Source organism: Iningainema tapete BLCC-T55, assembly GCF_014698965.1.
Taxonomy (GTDB): Bacteria; Cyanobacteriota; Cyanobacteriia; order Cyanobacteriales; family Nostocaceae; genus Iningainema; species Iningainema tapete.
In genome coordinates this window covers 145,063-166,833 of sequence record NZ_JACXAE010000118.1, presented here as the reverse complement: position 1 = coordinate 166,833, position 21,771 = coordinate 145,063, and the positions used below count along the sequence as shown (strand labels likewise).

Genomic DNA, 21,771 nt, shown 5'->3' with positions numbered 1-21,771 from the left:
TTATAAAGACTGAAACTTAACCCATCCTGGTACAAATCTGATTTCACCATTGAAATTCATCACAGTACGCCTTGATTTTGGTGCTTCAAAACCAGACGCTTTTAAACCACAAGTATCGCGGATATCTTTTCTCAATTCATCATCTAATAGTAAATCCACTGTTGTTCCCATCATTCCACTACCCCATCCCAATCTTAGGGTATAAGGACATTTTTCCGCTGCATAAAATTCACGAATATAATTAAAGTCTAAATTTCTCCCTGATGTGGAATTGTTTTTAACTTGTTGCCAGTAACTCTGCTCATACTTCCACTGTTCTTGAGTAAATTCCTGACATATTTGTACAAGTTCATCTAAAGTAGAGAAAGGTAACTTAATTCCCTGTTTATGCTTAAACCAAGAAAGCATCTCTGTATCTAAAGAGAGAGTAAATTCTGTTTGGACATTGCGTACCATTTCAACATAAATAGACGCTCTATACTTAGCCAAGTAGTCAGGAAATCGACTCGTAACTAGCACCTCAGCAACAACAGGTATATTAGTTGAAATTTGCTCTTCTAAAAGCGGTTCAGAATCGCTAACTTTAAGCACTCTTAAAAAATCTGTATTCTGACCTTTACCAAAAAACTTTCTCTCTTGATATACTAGAGAAAAATCCGAAAACAAACTATCCATAAAATCATCATCCAAAAACTTTTGCTGATAGTGATTAACTTGTCCTAACCTTTGCCTTAAAGTTTTTTCAATTTCACTAACAGACAAGCGTTGTGCTTTAAGTAAATGATAGGCGATCGCAGTTCTAATTGCGCCCTTAATCGAAGAACCAGGTACAAACAATTGTCCCATCCCATTACGAATCATCGGACGCAAATCTGAAATATAAGCCTCCGTCAACTTTTGACTAATAGCATTTTGAGGAAAAATAGACACTCCATCAGCATCAATAGCATCCCACCACTCATAACCAAACGCTTGTCGTAAAAGCTTACTAATATCTTGACGCGACTCAATAGCTAAAATATAATCATCTAAAAACCGTCCTCCCTGGCATTGCAAACCCTTCGCCAATGCTTCTTCATTAGGAAAGTAAACCTTTTGATTAGCCTGCACATACTCAAACGGATTCAACTTAGATACCGCCGAACCTATATGCAAAATAGGACTTTCTAACCGTATCCTTCTTGATTCATAAACATCAGGTTTCTTAAGAGCTAAATTAGAAATAATCATATAAAATTTTAACCTTGGCGCTCTTGGCGTCTTGGCGGTTCATTTACCTTTATCGGCAAACTCAAACCAATACCACTACGATAAACACGATGTATTGTAAACCCCTTAGGCGTCACATCAGCAAGCTTACCCTGTGGATTTGTGGGAAAAACAGAACCTTCAGCAAACATCCGCACAAACTGGCGTCGTAGCTGTCTTTCACTAGAAGCAATCCAACCCCCCCTTTCTTGAATGTCATAACTACTTTCATTCGTAATTAACTGCTTTAAATTAGACGCATCATCATCCCAAAATAAGCTAATTAAACAGTGGTAAACTGGTTGCTCAGAAAAATTGACAACTTTTTGCCAAATGAGCGGTAATTCTAACCACTCTACTTCAAATCGCCCTGCACCGCTAGAACGTTCTCCGCCCAATCCTTCCTCACCGAGCAAGTTTAAAGCAGCACGAAGGTTGTGTTCTAACTGTTGCTCACTATTGGGAAAATAGAGTAAGAAGTATAAACCAGAACGGTTTTTTTCTGTCTCGAATTGGACAAAACCTGTATGATAGAGATTGGTTGCTCTGGTAATGCGATCGACGGCAATTTTTGGTAGTTGACCGATTTTGAAGGTATTTTTATAGTCAAAAGCTCCAGCTTTGCGCAAAAGTCCCTGAGATTTACCTGTAGTTTCGGCAATCAACTCTCTTGCATCGCTCTCGGCAAATCCCTCTGTTTGATACCATCGCTGCCAGACTTCCAGTGGTAGGAAGTTGAGCTTTTTGTAAGTTTTAAAAAACTCTAAGTCATCTTTGGGGTAGTTGATGGGAAATTTGAGGGGACGAGGGAGATAATATATAGTATGTTCTGCTTCTTCTCTATATATAAAAGTAGAACTTATCCGCACTGGTGGAGATTGGTGGAAACGCTGTAACAATGATTCAACCGCCTCTTGCCCAAGTAACCGTGCATAAATACTCACCCAAGCGCTAAATAAACTATCCGAGCGTACTCGTTCGCTTGTTTCTTCTATACCAATACCTAATTCACCAAAGTGAGCAGGAGAGTGTCCGAAATTAAGTTTAACTAATTTCCAGCTACTCATGTTCAAAAAATCTCTTGTATTAATTCAAATTTAGAAAAATGAAACCACAGATTAACACAGATGCACACAGATAAATTATCTGTGTTAATCTGTGTGCATCTGTGGTTCTAAATATCCATTCGGTGGTTGTAACCGTCGTTTGATATCATCACGCAAACGCCCAAAGTTATCTAACAGTGCTTGTATGTCAGCAACGGGTGCAATGGGTTGTAAACCGGATGCGCCAACAGGAGTGTTAGTAATTTGGCGATATTGCTCTAAGTTACGGTAGGAAAACTCGAAGTTGAGAAATTTGACTTTGCCGTAACCTCTGGAGCCATGCCCACCAAGTGCGTCATCTTCTAAAATAGCAAGTGCGATCGCAATGTTCTGCAAGTCTTCAATCGCTTGTTCAGCATCTTCAACAGTATAGACTAATTCAAACTGGAATTTTGCTCCTGCTGGTACACGTTCTAATTGTCTGGGGTTTGCTGCTGCTGTTACTCTGTCAATCCCATTCTCGAATTTCCACTCAGTCATATATAATCCGGTGTCAATTCTCTTCAATTGTTCCGCTGAATCTGGAAGCAAGTGACAATCCCGGATGATTAGACGTGCTGGAGCGTTACGTCCGCGAGTAATTTTGGTACAATTTTGTGATTGGATTATGCGCGTTGGACTATTTTCGTCAAATAGTTCTTCTGTTCTTGCAGTATCAATCGCCATCCAAAATTGGGAACCTCCTGTAGAACCGAAAACACGGCTAATTGGGCAGGTACGCGCTCCTTGATAGGGAATAATCAATGCGTCAATTTCGGTGAAACCATCTGCTAAATCATCACTTTCATAACGAAAAGTGTTACTTCCTCCGGCTCGATTCAGGGGTTTGTTTAACAATCTTTCCAAAATTGAGCGCAGTTTGCCTTTTATTGATGAACCAGGTAGGTAAGGATATTGTGTCAGTGGATCGCGAATTACAGGTTTATCTAGTCCACCAATATCTAGATTCTCACCTCCACCGCCAATATGCAATCCTGTTTCTACTTTTATGTGACTGGTGAGGCGAATTTTTCCAAGTAAGGGTTTATTTGCTGTTGATGCTGGCATATAAGGATTTTGGATTTTGAATTTTGGATTGTAGAGACGCTCCGCCGGAGCGTCTCTACGAACGGTGTTATTTTCCGCCTTCGGCTTTGTGATAGGCAATAATTGATTCAATAAATTGGACTAGCCGCTCAAAGTCTTCTACACTATATACTTTGTCAATCGCAGTTGATATAACTTCTCCCAAGGGTTTAGCTGCTTTTTGTCTCGCAGCAGCGTAGGCTAATTTGGGTTTGAGTAAAACGACTTCTGTTTCAATTTTCGCGAAATCTCCTTTCTCGGCTAATTCTGCTTTTAGCCTATTCACCGCATCTAGGAATTTACGAATTTGATTGGTTTCTAATCTTTGTCGTTTGAGATAAGGACCAAATTCTTCGGCATGTTTAACTAGAACCCTAATAGGATAAGCTTTTAAGCCATCCTTTAGTTCCGTAATAGTTTTCACAATTTCATCAACAATATCTTTTTGCTGACTGGGTGGTGGAATTGATTGCTTTTGATTTATAATTTGTATAGGTGGCTTTGGTTTGTTTAGTTCTGTCATACTTCACGGTTGAGTATTTCTATCCAGGTAGCGATCGCTCGAAAGTACGGTGCATTATATGGACTTTTCAAAGAAGTGCGAAAATCACTATCATTCCGTACCTTGTTTGGCAATCTTGCTAGAGTATAAGCTATCTTTGGTAAATGCAAATAGTAACGAGTATCCAAAGCTTCTGGAGTTTTTTTATCGGCAAATTTCTTTAATGCTTGTTCTTGAATTTGTGCCGTAATCAGTAGATTTCGGACAAAGCTACGAGCATAATTAATGCCTATATTCTGCTTTTCTAATCTCTTGACAAATGGTAATACACCCAATAACTTGGGCATTTTTTCTTTGAGGTGATGATGCTCACAACTAGTAGTGGCAGTACCTAACCATTCATCCCACTTGAAAACTTGTCCAAACAAGCTTAAACTGTCTCTACCGTTTCCTTTCGCAGCGTCTTCCGCTTCTCCTGATTCCTGAGCAGCTTGGTAAAGGGGATATTTGGCATCTGCTATGCTAATTCCTCCCGATAAGGTAATGTCTGGATTATCCCCAGTGTAGGCGCGAAAGCACTGGTAAACATCAAAGGCAAATTCAACGACTTCATTCCATGCGCCACTCACGAATAAGTCATCACCACCAGCATAGATAAATAGTAAATTTCGCGATTCCTGAGTTGAAGTGCGATTGCCTCCGGCACTGCCCCTTGGGCAATCGCCTACCAGATTTTGTGGTAAATTTTCCCCAGGGTTTTCTGCTACGCTTTTCAAGTAAACCTTGAAAAAATAACTCATTTGCCGAGATAGCCCAGCTAATCTTGGTAATGTTTGTTTTTCTCTCAATCCTTTGGCAAAAATTTGTCCCAGTCTATCTACATCCATCCGCAAATAGCCTACTCTCTTAATTCCTTGGGCTTGTTGCGCCATTTCGTTTGCCCGCATAAAGCTATTTTCTTCTGGTTCTTTTGTCGGTTTACCGTAGTTTCCTAATAATAAGGGAACAGCTTGAGGAAAATGCCGAAATTTGTAATGTTCTAATGTCCAATCGTTGACAAGTAAAACTGTGTCAGCTTCGGTATCGATTTGTTTCCAGTTGCGAAATAGATGGTAGTATATGTTGGTAGTAGGTAGTTTAAACGGCAGTGTATGCAATGCTCCTGGTATAAATTGTCGTGGCGATCGCACAATCGCTTCAACTTGCAACAGTTGCCCTCCCAATTCAAACATACTGCGACAAGTTTTACAAGCAAGCACAGAATCTGGTTCTTTTGAATTCAACTTTTCTAATTCCTCATCATCTCTGTGACAGACGCGGCAGGGTTCATAACTGTGCCGTTGTTTGATAAACTGAGTACTGGTAATCTGTTCGGCAAACTTACGAGATTTTTGGTTAGCTAGCTTCTGGGTAACATTTGACCAATGTTGAGCAAATGCTTCTGTAGCATCTGCAAGGGGAAATGGTAAACAATCAAGGGCGAGAAAGACTTTGCCTTGAAATTCATCTAGAAGCCATTCATTAAATTGCTGACGCACTTGCTCAACAATTTCTTTTGTATTCTCTGCTCCCGCTAATATATATAAGTTGCCACCCCCTGCATAAATTACGTTGGTGCGAGGAAGCTGTAACGCTGTCAGCAGTTGTTGCACTACTTCTTCTGTGACTAACTCTAGGTAGAAGCTGCGTGCCCGTAGAGATTTGAGCGCTCCATCAGAAGATATGGTGTAAATAAATTTTTGAATACCAGATAAATCGCCGGCGATTAGACTTAGTTCGGTAGTTGGAGTATGATTGGTAGCAGCTGCGATCGCAGCGGTAGTCTTTACTATATCTACTAGTGCCACATCAGCTTCGTCAACGCTTATAAAAGAGCCGAATTTTTCTAAAATCAGAGTTAATAGAGAAAGATTTTGCCAATCGTCTTTGTGCAAAGATTCTATAGCTGAGCGGATTTCTTGTTTGAGTGAGTTGAAATCTTCCGGTGCTGGTTTTTGTGCTTGGGGGTAGGGAATGATTGGTTCTCTGTCTAGAATAGACTTAGGTTTCCAGTAATGACCAATCATATCTGTATGGCTATATAACCATACAGATGAAAAAAGTAACTTTAATGGTTTTGGATGGAAATCATTCAACCACAAAGCCTCCTCATTTAAAGGAGGGCATTTATTGGCTAAATCTGGAGCAGCCCACTTTGTGAGTAGGGTAACAGCTTGTTGAGAAACTCGCAAGGCGGCATCAGATGCGGGTGTTGGGTTGCTCATGAAACAGAAACTTGTTTGATAACTCTATTTTCACTACATATTTACTAAAAAAAGCTATATATAACTTTATAGCCATAACTATTATATGTAGTACATGTGGAAAATACTTAATTAATATTTTTATTTATTCAAAAAAAATAAGTATACTTGCCCTAGCCTAACCCCTGATTTTTGGTAAATATAAGATTCAGGGAGTTCTAAAAAACTTTCACATTTGAGGATAAGGAAGATATTGTTCGGCTCTTCCCATTTAGTGGGATTTTGTGCCGATTGGCAAAGATTTTGGCAATATTTTCTGCCTAATACAATTAGGTAAAAATTTATAAATAAGCAAACAAATTTTGTATTTGAGTTTAGTCAATGATAAAACAGAGTGCAGTTAACATTGCAATTATTGGTATGGGACCCAGGGGTTTAAGCATTCTGGAGCGGATTGTTGTATTTGCCAGAGCAAAACAATTTCCACCCGATGTTAACGTGAATATCAATATTTTTGATCCCAATCCTTTGGGCGCGGGTTGTCATTTTACTGACCAACCAGAGCATTTGCTGGTTAATACTATCGCCAGTCAAATAACTATTTTTTTAGACCATACAGTTCAAGGTTCAGGCTTAATTTTGGAGGGTCCTTCTTTTTATGAATGGCTTTGTGACCATACTTCCTCATCCCATGATCCCAATGGCTATTATCCCAGAAAGCTATTAGGTGAATACCTACAATGGGGCTTTCATTATTTATGCGAACTTGCATCTGAAACACTAAATATTACAACGGTTTCACAGCGTGTTATTTCTGCTTATTCTTCCCTTACCAGATGGTGTATTAAGACAGAAAATGGTGAAATATACCACCAAAACTATGTTTTTTTAACGACAGGACATGAACATGAAATCTTGAAAAAGGATGAAGAAAACCGTCGTCTATTCTCTGCTTATCCTCTCCACCTATCGACATCAGGTATTCAATCCCACGAAACGGTAGCACTGGAAGGTTTGGGATTATCAACATGCGATATTTTATCTATGCTAACAGTAGGTCGGGGAGGAAAATTCATCCGCAATCAAGAAGGGGTTATTTGCTATCAAGCATCACAAAAAGAACCAAAAATAATCGCCTTTTCTCGTTCGGGATTACCCTTATCTGCCAGAGCCAGCAATGAAAAAGAAGTCCGGGAACAATATAAAGCTAATTTTCTCACACGTAAAGCAATTAGTGAACTGAAAGAAAAGTATCAAAAAATAGATTTTACTGAGCATCTTCTGCCGTTATTATTAAGTGATCTGGAGTTTATTTATAGTAAAACTTATATTAAAAAACATCATGGATACATTGCAGCTAGTAAATTTGCTCAGGCGTATTTAACTGCAAAAGAGGATCAACGTAAATCTTTAATTTTTAATTTTATTCCACCCTGGCATCAATTTAATTGGGAAAAATTGGTAAATCCAATACCGGATTATGCCCTAGAATCAAAAAATTGTTTTAATGAATGGCTCGATAATTATTTAGATGAAGATGTCAGGAATGCTAGTGAAGGTAATGTCTCAAATCCTCTAAAAGCTGCCTGTGATGTTTTGAGAGACTTAAGGGACAATCTCAGATATGCTATTGATTTTGCTGGACTAACAGAAAGCAGCCATCGCTGGCTTTTATCCTCATTTATTCCTGTGATGAATCGCTTGGCTGTAGGTCCTCCAAAAGTCAGAATTGAGGAAATGCTGGCATTAAAAAAAGCCGGTATCTTAAAAATGGATCTGGGACCAAACCCTCAATGGAGGTTTGACAAAAAAAGTAATCTATTTGTAATTACTGGTCAGTTTGAGACTGTTGAAGCTGAGGTTTTTATTCGTTCACGCATTGCCATGCCTCTCCCTCAAGAAAGCTCAAATCTCTTACTGCAACAGCTTATAGCAGATGGTTTGGCTCGTCCATTTTTTAATAATCGATTCCATCCCAATGGTTTAGATATTTCACAAGATTTTAATTTAATTAGCAGAGAAGGTGATGTTTACAAAAACTTTTGGGTATTAGGAACACCTACCGAGGGACCCAAGTTTTACACCTTTATTTTGCCACGACCTTTTGTTAACTCAACTGCATTACTTGATGCAGATAGAGTTGTGCAATCTTTGGTAAATCAAATCAACGCAAAATATGCTCCTATTCAGAATCAGAGAAGATCAAAAGTTTATAACACTATATAAACCTGGTTTCTGGCTGGCTGGGTTAGCTGCGACTTTTATTGGCAATGGTATTGGGCGTTTTGCCTATATCACATTGATGCCCGCACTGATTCAAGCTAACTGGTTCTCCAAGGAAGATGCAGCTCAACTGGGTGTAGCTACCTTAATCGGTTATTTACTCGGACCAATATTCATTCAACGTGTCATCAAAAGAATCAGTAACACGATTTTAGTGGGATGTGGCATGGTGTTATGTTCTCTAAGCTACCTTGCTTGCTCATTCCCAAACATGAGTTTTCTATGGTTTTATGGTTGGAGATTTTTGGCGGGTTTTGGTGGAGCAATCTTGATGGTTTTAGCTGCACCGATGATTTTGCCGCACGTACCCACCGCTCAACGGGGACGTGTTGCAGGAGTGATTTTTTCAGGTATTGGACTGGGTGCGGCTGCTTCTGGCTTGCTGATTCCTTTGATGGTGAATATTAACGTCGTTTTTGCGTGGTTGACAATGGGTATTTCTTGCAGTTTGTTAAGTTTCATGACATGGAAGACTTGGGCAGATATATCTGTTGAATCGACTGTATCTACTTATGTCAATCATTCGCACATGGGTGACACAGCAGTCAACTTGTGGCGAAATCATAGTATGTGGTATTTATTGATAGCATACGCATTTAACGCAGTTGGTTTTTTGCCGCACACATTATTTTGGGTGGACTTTATGGTGCGGGAGTTAGGGTTTTCTCTGGCGGTGGGTGGTGTGTCTTGGTCATTATTTGGCATTGGTGCAGCTCTTGGTCCGTTGTTAACTGGTATATTGGGCGATCGCTGGGGATTTCGGCGAAGTCTATTAGTCTGTTTTGCCCTGAAAGCTTTTGGTGTGGCGTTACCTTTGATAACTACTACCTTGTGGGTATTACATTTTTCTGCGTTCTTGGTGGGGATGTTCACACCAGGGATTGTAACTTTAGTCTCAATGTACGCCCTAGAACTAGTTGGAGCCAAGCAACATCGTTTTGTATGGAGTACTATGACTTTTTCATTTGCCTTAACTCAAGCCTTTGGTGGGTTCTGCATGGCGTTGTTAATTAGTCATGCCGATTCTTATTTACCCTTATATGCCATCAGTGCTACAGCTTTAGTGATTTCAATTTTATGCATAATGGCTACTCATCCCGAGGATTCCCCACAATTGAAGCAGAACACATGAAGCTTTATTTAAACGATACTTCCCCATTCGCACGCTTAATTTTGATTTGTGCGCTAGAATACAACATTAAAGAAATAGAATTGATTTGGGTTGACCCTTGGGAAATGCCAACAAATTTGTTGGCTATAAATCCATTTTCAACTGTTCCGGTTTTACAATTAGATAATGGAGATGTGTTATATGAAAGCAGTATCATTGCTACCTACTTGACATCTAATTCAACAAGGCACACATTACTAGAATATCAGCGTTTTGCTTTGGGTAAAATGCTCATAGAAACCGCGTTTCGTCATGTCAGTTTGACACGTTATTCCCCAGAAAACATTACCCCACATCCTTTTATTGCCAGAACAGAGCAAGTTCTAAAACAAGCATTAAATACTCTTTCAGAGTATGATTTACCAAATTTTTCTGCCAAAGAAGCCCCTGATTTAGCCAGCCTGCAATTAGCTGTAGCTTTAGATTACCTCACTTTCCGTCTCCCTAATTTAGTACAATCTTATTTGCATCCAAAAGTTATAGAACGACTGAGTACTTTTCAATTGCGTCACAGTTTTGCCTTAACTACACCAGAAATTCTGCGCGTAAAGTCGAGGTATCTTAGCAAGTAACTATCATCATAAATGTAACAGTTTAGGGGGGTTCTCAACTCAGCCCTGCTGGGTCTTTTCTTGTTGCTGAGTCTAAACTTCAGTATTTCCCACATTTACTACATATAATAGTTGCGGCTATAAAGTTATATATAGCTATTTTTAGTTTTCACTCTTTAATAGAAACAATCTATTTAGACAAGTTTTTGGTGAGGAATAGAATGTTAACTCCAACGATTGAGCAACTTAAACAAAGTGATGTACCTGTGATCGTCACCGATCACGAAGGAATTGTGGTGGATATCAACATTCATTTTGTAAATGTTTTTGGGTGGACTGCTCAAGAAATTATTGGTCAACCATTGACACTAATTCTCCCACCGTTCTTTCATGACTCCCATAATTTAGGATTTGCCCGCTTTTCTGCTACTGGACAAGCCACTGTCCTCAATCACCCATTAAATCTGAAGGCAGTTACAAAAGCTCATCAAGAAATTGAATCTGAACACTTTATTATTGCTGAGAAACAAGAGGGACGCTGGCTTTTTGCTGCAACATTACGTCCCTTGGAAATGGCATAGGTGGTCAGGATTGAATGTCCCAGATATCTGACTCAAATTCCCAACTCAAACAACTTAGCTCAACCCTGAGTAAAATGGAAATTGCGCTCAGCACGGTTGAGGAATGTATTGTTTGGACAGATCGTCAAGGTAGAATCAAGTGGTGTAATGCTGCCCTCGAACGTTTTTTTGGGCAGACTCGTTTGTTACTTTTAGGAAAATCATTATCAGAGAAATTGCCTTTATTACTGGATGGACAAGTCGTTTCAGGTGATGCTCATCCTGTGGCGATCGCTCTGGAAACCAGAAAAAGTGGTAAACAATGTTATGAATATCATCAATCAAGCCAATACCTAATTCTAGAAATTGCTTGGTCGTTTGTAGAAATTCCCAACAACTTGATAGAGACAGATGACTCCGTTAGTTCAGTTTTAGTGTTACGAGACGTCACTTACCAAAGGGAAGCAGAGCGCCGACTCCAAAAAGTTAATGAAGCTTTGGAACAACAGGTAGTTAAACGTACTCAAGAGTTGCGTGAAGCTAATACCTGTTTACAGATGGAAACTGCACGACTGCAAAAGTTACTCATTGAACTCCAACAGACCCAAGCCCAACTGATTCAAGCGGAAAAAATGTCTAGTCTAGGACAATTAGTAGCAGGGATTGCCCATGAAATCAATAACCCGGTTAACTTTGTTTATGGTAACTTGATTTACGTGAAAGAATATGCATTGAATCTATTGGATTTCGTGCAACTGTATCAAAAGCATTACCCTAACCCAGTATTGGAAATTGAGACAGCAGCGAAGAAAATAGACTGGGAATTTTTGCAAGCAGATTTTCCCCAACTTCTGCGTTCAATGGAAATAGGTACTGAGCGAATTGCCCAGATTGTGACGTCACTCCGTAATTTTTCACGCCTGAACGAAGCTCAAATCAAAGCAGTTGATATCCATGAAGGTATTGATAGCACCTTACTAATTCTGCAACATCGACTGAAAGCGACATCGGAATGTTCAGAAATCAAGGTAATCCGAGACTATGGTAACTTGCCATTGGTAGAGTGTTATTGTGGACAACTTAACCAAGTTTTCATGAATATTCTGGTAAATGCGATCGATGCGATTGAAGAGTTCAACGCTAAACGAACCGATCGGGAAATTAACCATCGCCCCAGCGAAATCACGATTCAGACATCTGTGGTTGACTCACAATGGGTAAAAGTTGTGATTGCCGACAATGGGACTGGAATTCCCGAAGCAATTCAACCACATATTTTTAATCCATTCTTCACAACAAAACCTGTCGGTAAGGGAACAGGAATGGGAATGGCTATCAGTTACAAAATTATCACCGAAAATCATGGCGGTAAGCTAGCCTGTTTTTCAATACCAGGAATGGGGACGGAATTTGTCATTCAAATTCCTATCCAGCAGCAGTACCTGTTTCAAGTCTAATACCATTTCAGGTTAATGGCGATACAGATGAATTTTGTCTATGAATGCATTTCTAGAAAATTAACTCATCAACAACTGAACTAACTTCTCAGTGATGGGAAAACCAGTTTGTTGCTCAAAGTGGAGAAACATTGGGCTAGGATTTGCTTCTAAGAAGACATATTCACCCCAAGGAGTTAGACGCCAATCAATCGCAGTCCACTCTAAGTATAAAGCTTGGGTAATATCTCGACACTGCTGTTGAATCTGTTTTGGCAACTCATGAGGAATCAACTTAGCATTTAAATCTTCCCTAAAATCTAAAAAGTTACTGCAAATTTCCGCAGAATAAACTGAATTGCCAATGACATAACTGCGAATATTTGTACCACCAATATACTCTTGAATAGTAACAGGAGACAACGAGAGAGCTAAATTTAGCCGATGAGGATCTAAATGAGATTCAGTCAAAATTTGGGTATGAGCACCTCCATAAACTGGTTTAAAAATCACTCGCTCATGAGATTTAGCAAACCTAATCACTTGTTCTGGATCGTTAGTAATTAGAGTTTCGGGAATTTTAACTCCTATACGCTGACAAGCATGAAGTTGCAGTGGTTTCTCTTTATGAAACTGATACGCCTCCCAAGAATTAACCCAACGACAAGGGCAAGCTTTCATCAAAGTTCGCACCGTACTCATAGAATCATTGAACGCAATCTGAAGCTGATGTGAATCTTCTAAATGAGGAACGCCAACACCAGCAAAACTACGCCAAAAAACACTGTGAATATCTTGGAATTCCAATTGACGTGAAGACAACTTTATAGATCCTACTTGAGTATTTGGTTGCCAAGACATGCGCAACTGAGTAGGAAACATACTCGTATCTAAATAATCTACCGTCGCTCCTGCTTGTGTAAGATAATCTTTCACATGTGCAGCATGAGCATCTGAAGAATCACCTAGAATTAAAATATTCATTTTTAAAACATAATAAATGAGTGACGGTTAATTGTGTTCTAAATATAGACGATAATAAAATTCACACCTGTAGAGACGCCCCGGTGGGGCGTCTCCGTAAAATCGTGATTTTTTAAATTCATATCTTAATTTAGAAACGCCAACAAAGACAATTAGCTAAATTTGGGAATGAATTACGTCCTTCCACAAATTTGTAATTTTCCCAAATCCCTGTAGAGACGTTGCAGGCAACGTCTCTACAAGCATTAAAAACTGAAATTGTTACAACTACTACCTCCCTCTTCACAAAAAGCGTAGGTAGTGACTTTAGAACCACCTTCTTCACCCACAGCGTAAGTAGTAACTTTCGTACCACCTTCCTCACCCACAGCTTGAGTTGTGGTTTTGTAACCACCTTCTTCACCCACAGCGTAAGTAGTAACTTTAGAACCACCTTCCTCGCCCACAGCCCGAGTTGTGACTTTAGAACCACCTTCTTCGCCCACAGCTTGAGTTGTAACAGTATCACCTTTTTTAGCAATGGCTTTGGTATTAATCTCAAGGTTGGATTTTTGCACCTCTTGATTGGATTGTTGCACATGCACAACGAGAGTTTCTAGTTGATGAAGTTCTAGTTGAAAAGGATGAATGTAATACATATTTGTTTACCCATAAGAAATTGAGTTGCATGACAATTTCAGCTTAGTTTTGGCACAAAAAAGTCATTACTAGCTGAATAGAATGGATTCGCTTTCTTTGCTTCCATCTTTATTATTGAATATGTTTATTACTATCAATTTATGCAGTTTAAGGGTATGATAGAAACATCCTCACGACAAACCTCAAAGCGCAAATCGGAATCCCATATCCGTTTCCAGGGATGAACCCCTATTTAGAAAATCCTAAATTCTGGTTTGAAGTCCATCACTTGCTGATAGGAATAATTGCTGAGTCGTTGAACTCCCAATTGCTACCAAAATACCGAGTTGGGGTAGAAAAGCGGGTTTATCAGATGAGTGGAGAAGATGCTCTTTTGATCGGAATTCCTGACTGCCTAGAAATAAATTTCTAGGCTAATAGCTTAAGTAAGAAGACAGCTTACTGGATATATATTCAGTCCGTTTTAACGGACTTGAGCTATTAGCCCTTACATAAGTCAAGGCGTATTCGGGTGAAGGTGCAAGATCTGAGTTATTCTAAATCCTGAGGGTCAATACCCAAAGCTTCTAACTGCTCTGGAGTCAGAAAACGCAACTTTTGTGTCAGCTTAAGTCGCTTTTGCCGTTCTTGTTCTCTCAGTTGCCGTTCTTGCTGTGCCTCCTCAAAAGCCAATTCTGTATCCGTTGGCATCCAGTTACCCTCCGAATCATACCAGCGCAACCATTTACGAGTGATACCTTCAAACTCTCCTTCCCACACACCCAATCCCAACTTCAACTCAGGAATCCAAAAGCGTGGATTGTCAGGATTGATGGTTTGCTCTTGGTAGTGTCCTCCTTCTAGTTTGAAACCACGTAGGCGATTTGTGTAGCGACTGAATACTATATAATATGGTACTCGTAAAATGCGTTCATATACATCCCACTTTTTGGGAGGAGTTTCTTTTACAGCTTGTCCATTAATGTTCTCAGATTCAATCACTATACTCTCCAATTCAGAAGTTGTTACCACTTCTTCCAATTCAGCATTCTCACCCAAGTCTTCTTTCTCAGTACCAGGTGAAAGCAATTCTATAACAACAAAGGGATTTACTCCTTCTTGCCAAACAACATAGCTAGAGCGCAAATCAGTTTCTTCATACAAGCGTGGCACATCCAGTACTAAAAACCAATCTGGACGCTTGTGCCATAAAGGATGCCTTACATCATAGTACAGATTGAGATCTGTTCCTGTAAATACTCGGTCATTTGTGTAGTCTATTAACCGTAATGTCCGGCTAAGTAGTTGGGGTTGTAAATCGTGGAATTCGTCGGGCAAACCAGGCTCCAAGGGATCTTCACTAGGTAAATCATACATGGTCGGCAGCGTCAATTTGGCAGCAAGGGGCGGATCTGTTTGCGGAATGGAAGGACGCTGTTGCAGCATAATCATATGTTGGTCGATGGAGCTTACCCTAATTGTATCTAACAGGCGATCGCACTTCCCGTAAAAAAATTCTCATTCCAGCGTGAAAACTCAGCAAATTGTGATATACGTATAAACGCACTCTCAAAAAACTGATAGTACAGTCGTAATTAATATACATTGCTTATGCGTTTTAAAGCTTATACTACAATCGTTGTACTTGCTGGATCACTTTCAGTAACTGCCTGTGAGCAAGTTCCCACGCAATGGAATCAAGCTCAACAACAGATTCAGCAAATTACCAAACCTGCCTCTGACAAAAAGATTGCTGTAGAAAAGACTGAGTTTGGCATTGTTAAAGTTAATCCAGCAGATTATACCGTTTCCTTTACGCCTACTAATAAAGTGTTGTTAAAAGAAGGCACGGCATACGGATGGCGTATCCAACTTAAAGATTACCAAGGTCAGGTAACTTGGCGCGAGGTTTATCGACTGCCAAAAGCTGCGAAAACTTGGAAAAATAACGAGAAAGCAGAATTCTCAACATCAGCAGACAACATTGAAGGAGTAACGCGCCGTACAGTATACACTGGCAACGGCGTGATTGGAAACACTTGGACTGTTCTTCCTGGAGATCCCACAGGTAAACATACTATAGAAGTCTCTATCGATAATCGCCCTGTTGGTAAGTTTGAGTTTGATGTAGTTGCCGCTAAGTAGCACATCATAACTCGGTAATACCATCCTTATGACAGATTTTTATCTGTAAATAGTTAGCTGTGTTTCCACGGAAAACTTTGCTAACTTAGGTGAAGATGTATTAAGGATTGAACAAAGAGGGGACGTTTTATGAATCTGACTTGGAAGCGCATACTATTACCCAACCTGTTGGCTACAAGTCTAATCGGTGTCACCGTACTTCCTACCACTCAACCTGCTGCAGCAGATGATAAAATACTCAGAGATGTGGGTATTGGTGCTGCGGCTGGTGTAATCTCTGGAGCCGTTACTGGTAACGGTTCTACACTCGGTAATGCTGTTAATGGTGCTGCGGCTGGTGCAGCTGTCAATGGTGCTAATGGGATCAGAAATACTAGCAGAAACAGAGACAAAAAACGCAATGTAGTTCAAGATATTGGTGTGGGTGCTGCTGCTGGTACTTTATCTGGTACTGTTACTAACCCCAGACGTGCTGGTAAGAATGCTATTGGCGGTGCAGCTGCAGGTGCGGCAATTCACTTGTTGACTAAGTAATTAAGTAGTTAATCGCATGGTAGGGGCACGGCATTGCCTTTGCCCCTACGACAATTTCGCCTGAGTATGGGAACGAGACAAGGAAAACTAGCGTGAAATCACGCACTAGATAGAGGTTTTAGTAGCCGACTTAATTTTACTATCTTCAACAAGATATGAAGAAATGTGAGATGGAGGCGTCTATTACTACTCAAACAACTAGGGGTGTTTATCTCCCGGCATGGCAAGAATCAAGTATTGCCCAATCTTTAATCAAAGTTAAGGAAATCGCTGATTACTGCGCGGCTAACGCCTCTAGTATAGATTACAATGGCGCTTTTCCTAGAAGCGAGTTTGAGCTAATTGCCTCTGCTGGCTTGTTAGCTGTACCATTAAACCGAGAGTTAGGTGGATGGGGTGCGGGAATTGATGCCGAAAGTACTTATGAACTGCTGATGCTGTTGAAGCAGATCGGGCGTGGTAATTTGGCAGTAGGTAGAATTTATGAGGGACATGTCAACGCTCTGCAACTGATTCAAACTTTTGGTACTAGCGCACAAATTGAAGCATACGCTAAAGATGCACGCGATCGCCACAAAATTTTCGGCGTTTGGAATGCTGAAGCAGCCGATGGTGTCAAAGTGATTCCCCTAGAGGGTGGAAGGTATCGTTTAGAAGGTTCTAAAACCTTTTGTTCCGGTTCGGGATACGTTGAACGTCCTTTTGTCAACGGGGTATTACCTGATGGTAGTTGGCAGATGTGCGTTGTACCAATGGATGAAGTTGCTACAGTGAGCGATCCTAATTGGTGGCAACCTGCTGGAATGCGGGCAACTGCTAGCTATAAAGTAGATTTTAGCGGTGTTGAATTAGAAGAGAGTGCCTTAATTGGCAAACCAGGTGACTACCACCGACAGCCCTGGTTATCAGCAGGAGTAATTCGGTTTGCTGCGGTGCAATTGGGTGGGGCGGAAGCACTGTTTGATGCAACTCGCCAATATCTTCGCTATGAGGATTATACAAACGATCCATACCAAAAAGAACGAATTGGCAAAATGGCGATCGCAATTGAAAGCGGTAATCTCTGGTTACGGGGTTCTGCTGATATGGTAGCCGCCTATGCTCCTGTTTTTGGTGGTTATCCTACAGTTACCAACCAGCAAGCAGAAAAACTTGTCGCCTATGCAAACATGATGCGCACGGCAATTGAACAAATATGCATGGATGTGATGCAGTTGTGCGAACGTTGTGTTGGTACTCGCGGTTTGCTACCACCACATCCGATGGAACGTATCATTCGGGATTTAACTTTATATCTGCGTCAACCTGCTTTTGATGCCGCGCTTGCCAATGTCGGACAGTATACCCTGTCTCAATCTCACCCTGCTCACTCGTGGTATAATGAGTAACTTGATTACTACTGCATCACCCCTAACTAATCCTAGCATTTTGCCCTTACGCTCAATTAGGGAAATCGTCGCCAATCGTGCTGTTGTGGTTGCACCTCACCCAGATGATGAGACATTGGGTTGTGGAGGTGCGATCGCTTTACTACGTTCACTGGGTGTAGATGTCCGTGTATTGGTAATTAGTGACGGTACTCTTTCTCACCCTAATTCTCAGAAGTTTCCCGCAGCAGCACTGCAAGCACTACGCTTTGGAGAAACTCTGATAGCAATGTCGGTGTTGGGAGTAGACGCTAACGATGTCACCTTTCTGGGGCTACCAGATGGGTCAATTCCGATACCTGGCTCTGCGGAAATTACAAGTGCGGTAGCTGCTTGTCGGCTCTACTTAGCACAAATAGCTCCGCAAATCATATTTCTACCTTGGCGTTACGATCCTCACCCAGATCATCGCGCTACTTGGAATTTAATTTACACTGCTTGTCGCCAATTGTCGCTATCGTCCCGATTGATAGAATATCCAATCTGGGATTGGGATGAAGAGCAACGGGGAAACCTGCCTCAACAACAGAAAGTAAAGTCTTGGCGACTAGATATTAACACAGTGGTAGAGTTGAAACAGCAAGCGATCGCTGCCTATCGTTCCCAAACTACCGACCTAATTGACGACGATCCCGAAGGCTTTCGCTTAACACCAGAGATGTTATCAAACTTTACCCGTCCTTGGGAAGTATATTTAGAACTAAAAGGATGAAACTAGCAATTTTCGATATTGATGGAACCCTCACTAAAACAGATGATGTAGATAACCAATGCTTTGTACAAGCATTTGCTGATGAATTTCAAATTGGAGACATTAACACCAACTGGCCTAGTTACGGACATACCACAGACTCTGGTATTACTATACAGATTTTTCAGGAACGCTTTGGACGTGTGCCAGAAGCCAGTGAATTGTCCAGGCTGCAGCATCGCTTTGTAAAATTATTGCAGGAACAATACACAGCAAATCATACACAGTTTGCCGAAGTACCTGGTGCTGGCGTAATATTACGGAAGTTGGAGCAAGAAGATTGGGCGATTGCCATTGCTACAGGAGGATGGCGTGCGTCAGCAGACTTGAAGCTAAACAGTGCGGCGTTAGATGTGAGCGGAATACCAACAGCGTCTGCTGACGATGGTATTTCTAGAGAAGATATAGTTAACACCGCCATATCCAGAGCTAAGACATTCTATGCTCAATCAGACTTTGAAAAAATAGTATACATCGGTGATGGAATTTGGGATGTGTTGACGGCTATTCAACTACAACTACCTTTTGTTGGAGTCGCCACCGGGCAACAAAAGATTGTATTGCAGAATGCAGGAGTTGAGCATATCATTGAAAACTTCTTAGATGAAAGCTTCTTAGCAGCTTTAAATACTGCTAGCATCCCCAAACCAGACAAACCATTACAGGTACAAAAAAATTCCCTTCCCCCAAGCTATTTTGAAGCCCTTTACGGTAATAACCCCGATCCTTGGAATTTTGCAACCAGTGAATACGAAGCTAAAAAATATGCTGCCACAATCGCAGCATTACCTAAACAACGCTATCAATCTGCGTTGGAAACTGGCGGATCTATAGGCGTTTTAACCGAGAAGTTAGGCGATCGCTGTGACTCACTACTCTCAGTTGATGTATCAAATTTAGCTCAAAAACAAGCAATTCAGCGCTGTCAACACCTACCGCATGTACGCTTTGAAATTATGTGCGTACCACAGCAGTTTCCTGACGAAATGTTTGATTTGGTTCTAGTTTCCGAAGTAGGCTATTACTGGTGTTATGAAGATTTGAAAAAAGCACAAGTTGCAATTCTCCAACACCTCAAACCGGGGGGACATTTGCTTTTAGTTCACTGGACACTTTATGCTCGTGATTATCCCCTCAGCGGTGATGAAGTTCACAACTCATTTTTCGAGTTGGCTCCCACTCAACTGCGACATCTTCAAGGTAAGCGCGAGGAAGAATATCGCCTTGACTTGTTTGAACGGGTTTGATGTTACTTGAAATTCGTGGCAATCTAGGCATAGCTAACCTCTATGCTTGTCACGTATCGAGGAGATGTCTCAGGTAAAGGAAACTCCTCAAGATAGAGTCGTGTTGCTTCTCGAAGATTTGCGTAGACGCTTTGCGGCTTGTCGTCAGACATCGCTTGTTCGATTGTTTCGCCTTGATCTACAGTACCAACTTCCGGACATTCAGCCACATACATATCTTCCTCTCGATAGACTACAGCCGTAAAGCTACGAGTATTCATAAGCTTGATTGTGTTTTTATCTCTATTTTTACTTAGTATAACATCACGACTTTATCGCCTTCCTAACATTAATCCTCAACACTATCTGCAAAATTTACTTGCTCGTAAAGTTCGCTAAAAGCAATTTGAAAATCGATTGACTGAAGTGATAAAATTGCCGATTCAGATTCAAACTCAGTGAACAGCCATTTACCTTCAGAAGTTTTAACATACTGCATAACATGATATTGATATTGGTCTATTAAGATGTATTCCTTCAATTCTGGTATTGACCGATAGTAAAGAAACTTATCACCTTGGTCATAATTTTTAGTAGATTTAGATAAAACTTCAGTAATTAGTAACGGATTCATGACTGTAGTCGTACTTGCACTAGTGTAGATAGGTTCTCCCTGGATTACCATCACATCAGGATAAGTGTGCTGGCGAAAACGAGGTATCCACAACCTTACTTCACCAATATAAACATCGTATTTTTTTCCTCTTAAAGCAAACTTTAAGTAGGCTGCGAAATTAAGCGCAATCTTATTATGATTGGTTGTGCCTCCCGTCATGGGTACAATTTCTCCATCTCGATATTCACTTTTATATTCCGCCTTGGACTCAAGTTCTAAATATTCTTCTGGAGTGTAGTAGTGTTTTCGTGTTTGTACTTGCATAAAATAATTCAAAGTTATGGGTGAGAATTTCTAGTAGAGACGCGAAATTTCGCGTCTTTACACCGTTTTAGTAGAGACGCGAAATTTCGCGTCTTTACACCGTTTTCGCTAGCTCGTCCAATTCATGCTGCATTCGCGTGAGAACTAATTCATAACACTCATCCACATAATTGCGATTTCTAGCTGCTTGTTTACCATATCGCTCAAAAACAATTGGCGCACAGACGCGAGTGTGAATTTGTACGGGTAGAGGTATATTTGGTAAAGAACCAATACTTAAGCCCCAAGGTAAACCCAGATAAATGGGAAACACGCCTGGATCTAGATTGTACAACCAAGGTAATCCCCATTGATTCAACTGCTTCATCAGATCGTAGCAATCAGTTAAAATAATGAGAGTATCATGAGCGCCCACAGATATAACGGGAATGATGGGGACTTCTTCCTTTAACGCCAGCTTGACAAAGCCTTTGTTCCCAGCAAATTGGATTTTGTAACGTTGATCGTGAGGACGAAACATATCGTATTGTCCGCCAGGATATACTAGAACACTAGCACCCATGTCAAAAGCAGCACTTGCCATTTTTGGATGTGCGGGAATTGCTCCTGCTTTCTCGGCTAAATAAGCCAGCATTGGACTTATCTTCCAAACATAGGGGTGCATGAGTCCATACACCAAACGTTTAGTTCCAAATCGGCGGTACCAATCGTACACCATCATGTGTAAATCGGGACAAGCCATTCCGCCATTGTGGGAACCCACTAGCAGTACTTTCCCTTCTTTTGGGATGTGATGCCAACCATCGGTTTTGACGCGAAAGTAGTAGTGGTAAAACCATTCCCATATAGGCATCATTAACTGAATAAATTCGGGATCTCTCTGTGGTAAAGATCGGCTAGCTTTAAATGTAGTCTGTTTTTGATCGGTCATAAGTCGGATATGTAGCGCTTCTCATTTTACGCAATCAGCAGCTGTGGACA

22 protein-coding genes are annotated in these 21,771 nt (G+C 40.7%); 11 read left to right on the top strand and 11 right to left on the bottom strand.

From position 1 onward, the window contains the following. The 5 genes from csm5 to cas10 form a co-directional block, all read right to left on the bottom strand. Positions 1–1,230 carry a type III-A CRISPR-associated RAMP protein Csm5 gene (gene csm5, locus ICL16_RS39125; protein WP_190836949.1) on the bottom strand — a complete coding sequence of 410 codons (1,230 nt, stop codon included), beginning with the start codon at positions 1,228–1,230 and terminating at the stop codon, positions 1–3. An 8-nt stretch (positions 1,231–1,238) separates the two neighbouring features. Then, positions 1,239–2,315: a type III-A CRISPR-associated RAMP protein Csm4 gene (csm4, locus tag ICL16_RS39120; protein WP_190836948.1), complete on the bottom strand. Its 1,077-nt coding sequence runs from the start codon at positions 2,313–2,315 to the stop codon at positions 1,239–1,241. 84 nt (positions 2,316–2,399) lie between these two features. Beyond that, entirely contained in the window at positions 2,400–3,401 is a 1,002-nt protein-coding gene (gene csm3 / locus ICL16_RS39115; protein ID WP_190837197.1) for a type III-A CRISPR-associated RAMP protein Csm3, read from the bottom strand. 67 nt (positions 3,402–3,468) lie between these two features. After that, entirely contained in the window at positions 3,469–3,942 is a 474-nt protein-coding gene (gene csm2, locus ICL16_RS39110; RefSeq protein WP_190836947.1) for a type III-A CRISPR-associated protein Csm2, read from the bottom strand. Then, positions 3,939–6,185 (bottom strand): type III-A CRISPR-associated protein Cas10/Csm1, encoded by a 2,247-nt coding sequence (gene cas10, locus ICL16_RS39105; RefSeq protein ID WP_190836946.1) that lies wholly within the window; start codon positions 6,183–6,185, stop codon positions 3,939–3,941. The genes csm2 and cas10 overlap by 4 nt, the downstream gene beginning before the upstream one ends. Before the next feature lie 360 nt (positions 6,186–6,545). On the opposite strand from cas10, the gene ICL16_RS39100 reads away from it, so the two are divergent. The 5 genes from ICL16_RS39100 to ICL16_RS39080 all read left to right on the top strand — a co-directional run bounded on the left by ICL16_RS39100 (position 6,546) and on the right by ICL16_RS39080 (position 12,186). Beyond that, a complete protein-coding gene (locus tag ICL16_RS39100) occupies positions 6,546–8,390 on the top strand; it encodes an FAD/NAD(P)-binding protein (protein ID WP_238361150.1) in 1,845 nt (614 codons plus the stop codon). After that, positions 8,341–9,579, top strand: coding sequence for a YbfB/YjiJ family MFS transporter (locus tag ICL16_RS39095; protein ID WP_190836945.1), 1,239 nt, complete (start codon positions 8,341–8,343; stop codon positions 9,577–9,579). Before ICL16_RS39100 ends, ICL16_RS39095 begins: the two co-directional genes overlap by 50 nt. Then, positions 9,576–10,190 carry a glutathione S-transferase family protein gene (locus ICL16_RS39090; RefSeq protein ID WP_190836944.1) on the top strand — a complete coding sequence of 205 codons (615 nt, stop codon included), beginning with the start codon at positions 9,576–9,578 and terminating at the stop codon, positions 10,188–10,190. The genes ICL16_RS39095 and ICL16_RS39090 overlap by 4 nt, the downstream gene beginning before the upstream one ends. 200 nt (positions 10,191–10,390) lie before the next feature. Then, positions 10,391–10,750: a PAS domain-containing protein gene (locus ICL16_RS39085; protein WP_190836943.1), complete on the top strand. Its 360-nt coding sequence runs from the start codon at positions 10,391–10,393 to the stop codon at positions 10,748–10,750. 14 nt (positions 10,751–10,764) lie between these two features. After that, entirely contained in the window at positions 10,765–12,186 is a 1,422-nt protein-coding gene (locus ICL16_RS39080; protein WP_202895930.1) for a PAS domain-containing sensor histidine kinase, read from the top strand. Between the two features lie 60 nt (positions 12,187–12,246). Here ICL16_RS39080 and ICL16_RS39075 read toward each other — a convergent pair whose 3' ends face one another. Beyond that, complete coding sequence (locus ICL16_RS39075) at positions 12,247–13,149, bottom strand: MvdC/MvdD family ATP grasp protein (protein WP_190836942.1); 903 nt, start codon at positions 13,147–13,149, stop codon at positions 12,247–12,249. Between the two features lie 245 nt (positions 13,150–13,394). Next, positions 13,395–13,787 (bottom strand): hypothetical protein, encoded by a 393-nt coding sequence (locus ICL16_RS39070; RefSeq protein ID WP_190836941.1) that lies wholly within the window; start codon positions 13,785–13,787, stop codon positions 13,395–13,397. 167 nt (positions 13,788–13,954) lie between these two features. On the opposite strand from ICL16_RS39070, the gene ICL16_RS39065 reads away from it, so the two are divergent. Further along, complete coding sequence (locus ICL16_RS39065; RefSeq protein ID WP_337907207.1) at positions 13,955–14,200, top strand: DUF4058 family protein; 246 nt, start codon at positions 13,955–13,957, stop codon at positions 14,198–14,200. A 119-nt stretch (positions 14,201–14,319) separates the two neighbouring features. On the opposite strand, the gene ICL16_RS39060 is transcribed toward ICL16_RS39065, so the two are convergent. Next, entirely contained in the window at positions 14,320–15,213 is an 894-nt protein-coding gene (locus ICL16_RS39060) for a Uma2 family endonuclease (protein ID WP_238361149.1), read from the bottom strand. Positions 15,214–15,378: 165 nt separating this feature from the next. On the opposite strand from ICL16_RS39060, the gene ICL16_RS39055 reads away from it, so the two are divergent. The 5 genes from ICL16_RS39055 to ICL16_RS39035 all read left to right on the top strand — a co-directional run bounded on the left by ICL16_RS39055 (position 15,379) and on the right by ICL16_RS39035 (position 19,871). Continuing rightward, a complete protein-coding gene (locus ICL16_RS39055) occupies positions 15,379–15,912 on the top strand; it encodes a hypothetical protein (protein ID WP_190836940.1) in 534 nt (177 codons plus the stop codon). Between the two features lie 129 nt (positions 15,913–16,041). Further along, positions 16,042–16,446, top strand: a complete 405-nt coding sequence (locus tag ICL16_RS39050; protein WP_190836939.1) for a hypothetical protein — start codon at positions 16,042–16,044, stop codon at positions 16,444–16,446. Positions 16,447–16,616: 170 nt separating this feature from the next. Next, a complete protein-coding gene (locus ICL16_RS39045; RefSeq protein WP_202895939.1) occupies positions 16,617–17,834 on the top strand; it encodes an acyl-CoA dehydrogenase family protein in 1,218 nt (405 codons plus the stop codon). Beyond that, entirely contained in the window at positions 17,827–18,585 is a 759-nt protein-coding gene (locus ICL16_RS39040; protein WP_190836937.1) for a PIG-L deacetylase family protein, read from the top strand. Before ICL16_RS39045 ends, ICL16_RS39040 begins: the two co-directional genes overlap by 8 nt. Next, a complete protein-coding gene (locus ICL16_RS39035) occupies positions 18,582–19,871 on the top strand; it encodes an SAM-dependent methyltransferase (protein WP_190836936.1) in 1,290 nt (429 codons plus the stop codon). Before ICL16_RS39040 ends, ICL16_RS39035 begins: the two co-directional genes overlap by 4 nt. A 23-nt stretch (positions 19,872–19,894) precedes the next feature. Here the strand turns inward: ICL16_RS39035 and ICL16_RS39030 are convergent, their stop codons facing one another. From ICL16_RS39030 to ICL16_RS39020, 3 genes are all read right to left on the bottom strand, one after another. Continuing rightward, positions 19,895–20,131, bottom strand: coding sequence for a type II toxin-antitoxin system HicB family antitoxin (locus ICL16_RS39030; RefSeq protein ID WP_190836935.1), 237 nt, complete (start codon positions 20,129–20,131; stop codon positions 19,895–19,897). 68 nt (positions 20,132–20,199) lie between these two features. Continuing rightward, positions 20,200–20,790, bottom strand: a complete 591-nt coding sequence (locus tag ICL16_RS39025) for a Uma2 family endonuclease (RefSeq protein ID WP_190836934.1) — start codon at positions 20,788–20,790, stop codon at positions 20,200–20,202. Between the two features lie 94 nt (positions 20,791–20,884). After that, positions 20,885–21,721 carry a lysophospholipid acyltransferase family protein gene (locus ICL16_RS39020; RefSeq protein WP_190836933.1) on the bottom strand — a complete coding sequence of 279 codons (837 nt, stop codon included), beginning with the start codon at positions 21,719–21,721 and terminating at the stop codon, positions 20,885–20,887. Positions 21,722–21,771: the final 50 nt, after the last annotated feature.